At 56.3% G+C, this 1,789-nt stretch carries 2 protein-coding genes; both read right to left on the bottom strand.

All coding sequences use genetic code 11. The features are described 5' to 3' along the window. Positions 1-45: 45 nt before the first annotated feature. Positions 46-1,578, bottom strand: coding sequence for an IS66 family transposase (tnpC, locus tag BVK86_RS28855; protein ID WP_075949609.1), 1,533 nt, complete (start codon positions 1,576-1,578; stop codon positions 46-48). Between the two features lie 18 nt (positions 1,579-1,596). Next, positions 1,597-1,789: IS66 family insertion sequence element accessory protein TnpB (tnpB, locus tag BVK86_RS28850; protein ID WP_139315821.1), on the bottom strand; the 193-nt coding region annotated here is incomplete at its 5' end.

Below are 1,789 nucleotides of genomic sequence, written 5' to 3'. Positions count from 1 at the left end.
GTAAGCGCTCCATAAACCCCACCTGTTCAAAAATAGGCGGCGCGCTTAGCTAAGCGATGCGGGCGAGCAGTTCCACGGCAGCAAGGCTTCGTAATCTTCAACCGAGGTTGCCTGTGGCAGGCGCTCAAGTGCGTGGCGCAGCCACGCATAGGGCTCTTGGCCGTTGGCTTTAGCCGTCTCGACCAAACTGTAAAGTTGAGCGCTGGCCGTCGCGCCTTTGGGCGTGTCGCTGAACAGCCAGTTCTTGCGCCCGATCACGAAGGGCCGGATCGCACGCTCGGCCGCATTGTTGTCGATCGGCAAATATCCGGCTTCGGTGTAGCGCACCAACTTGATCCAGTTGCTGGCCAAGTAACTGATGGCTTTGCCCAGTGCATTTTGCGCCGTCACTTGTGGCTGGGTTTTCTCCAACCATGTTTGCAATTGGGCCAACACCGGCAGGCTGTTTTGCTGTCGGCTTTCGTGGCGATGTTCATCGCCGACTTCTTTTAAATCTCGCTCGATACCGTACAGCTTGTTGATCAGATTCAGGGCGATATCGGCACGCCCGGTTTTACCTTTAGGCTGCACCTTTTGCGCCTCGACAAACTTGCGTCGTGCATGGGCCCAACAGCCTAAACGTTCGACACCGGACTGCGCGCCCAAGGCGTTGTAACCAGCATAATCGTCGGTCATCAGGTAGCCGCGATAACCTTCGAGCAGGCGCGACGGAACCTCCTGCGCCCGGCTGGTCGAGTAGTCAAAAAGGATCACAGGCTGATTAGGCGGTCCGCCGGTTTGCACCCACATCCAGGATTGACTGGTCGGCTCTCGATCAGGCTCTTTCATCACCTGTACACGCGTTTCGTCGCAGTGGATGACGCGACTTCCCAGCAGTCGATCCCGCATCAAGTTGAGCAAGGGTTGCAGGTGTTCGCCGCACTGGATAACCCAGCGCGCCAAGGTCTGGCGTGGGATATCGATACCGTGGCGGCCCAGCACTTTTTCGAAGCGGTGAAGCGGTAAGCCATCGACGTATTTGGTCGTCAGCAGCATCGCCAGGACACTTGGGCTGGCCATGCTTTTTTCAATCAGTTGAGCGGGCTTGTCCGCGGTAACCGGTGCGGTCTCGCAATCGCGGCAACCGTAGATCTTGCGGACATGTTTGATCACACGGATTTGCATCGGCACGATCTCCAGCTGCTCGCTGATTTCCTCACCAATGGTGTGCTTGCGGCAACCGCAGGCGCAGGTCAGTTCGTGCTCGGGCAGTTCGTGGATGACTTCGATGCGCGGAAGATCGGCGGGCAGAGGCTTGCGTTTACCGCGATGTTTGGTCGGAGCGACAACCTCTTCTTCCACCGTTTCGTCGACAGACTCGGCCACGCTTTCAACTTCGTTGAACAAGGCCATTTGCGGGGTCGCGGGATCGGCTGTCTGCTCTGACTTACGCCCGAAAAGGCGCTGACGCAACAACGCGTTTTCTTCTTCGAGATGAACGATCTTGCCCTTATCCGACTCGCGCTCACTCAGCATTTGCTCAAGCAGTAGCTTGAGCAAAGCAGGGTCGTCAGGAAGGTCTTTGGGCATGGAAATCATGCCCTGGATTATACCGAATCAGGCGACAAATCGAGGCGTCAAAACTTGATGCGGGCGGTTGCGCCACAAATCAAAACCGTCCAATAACCAGTTGAGTTCTTGAACCGTCAGAACGATGGCTTCATCCGAAAAATCCGGCGATGTCTTGAAGCGCTCGGACTCCAGCCGCTTTAGCCAAAGGCAAAAACCGTTACGCTCCCAATACAAAATT

Origin of the sequence: Pseudomonas reinekei, from assembly GCF_001945365.1 — a bacterium.
Classification (GTDB): domain Bacteria; phylum Pseudomonadota; class Gammaproteobacteria; order Pseudomonadales; family Pseudomonadaceae; genus Aquipseudomonas; species Aquipseudomonas reinekei.
This window is presented reverse-complemented; position numbering and strand designations above follow the sequence as displayed.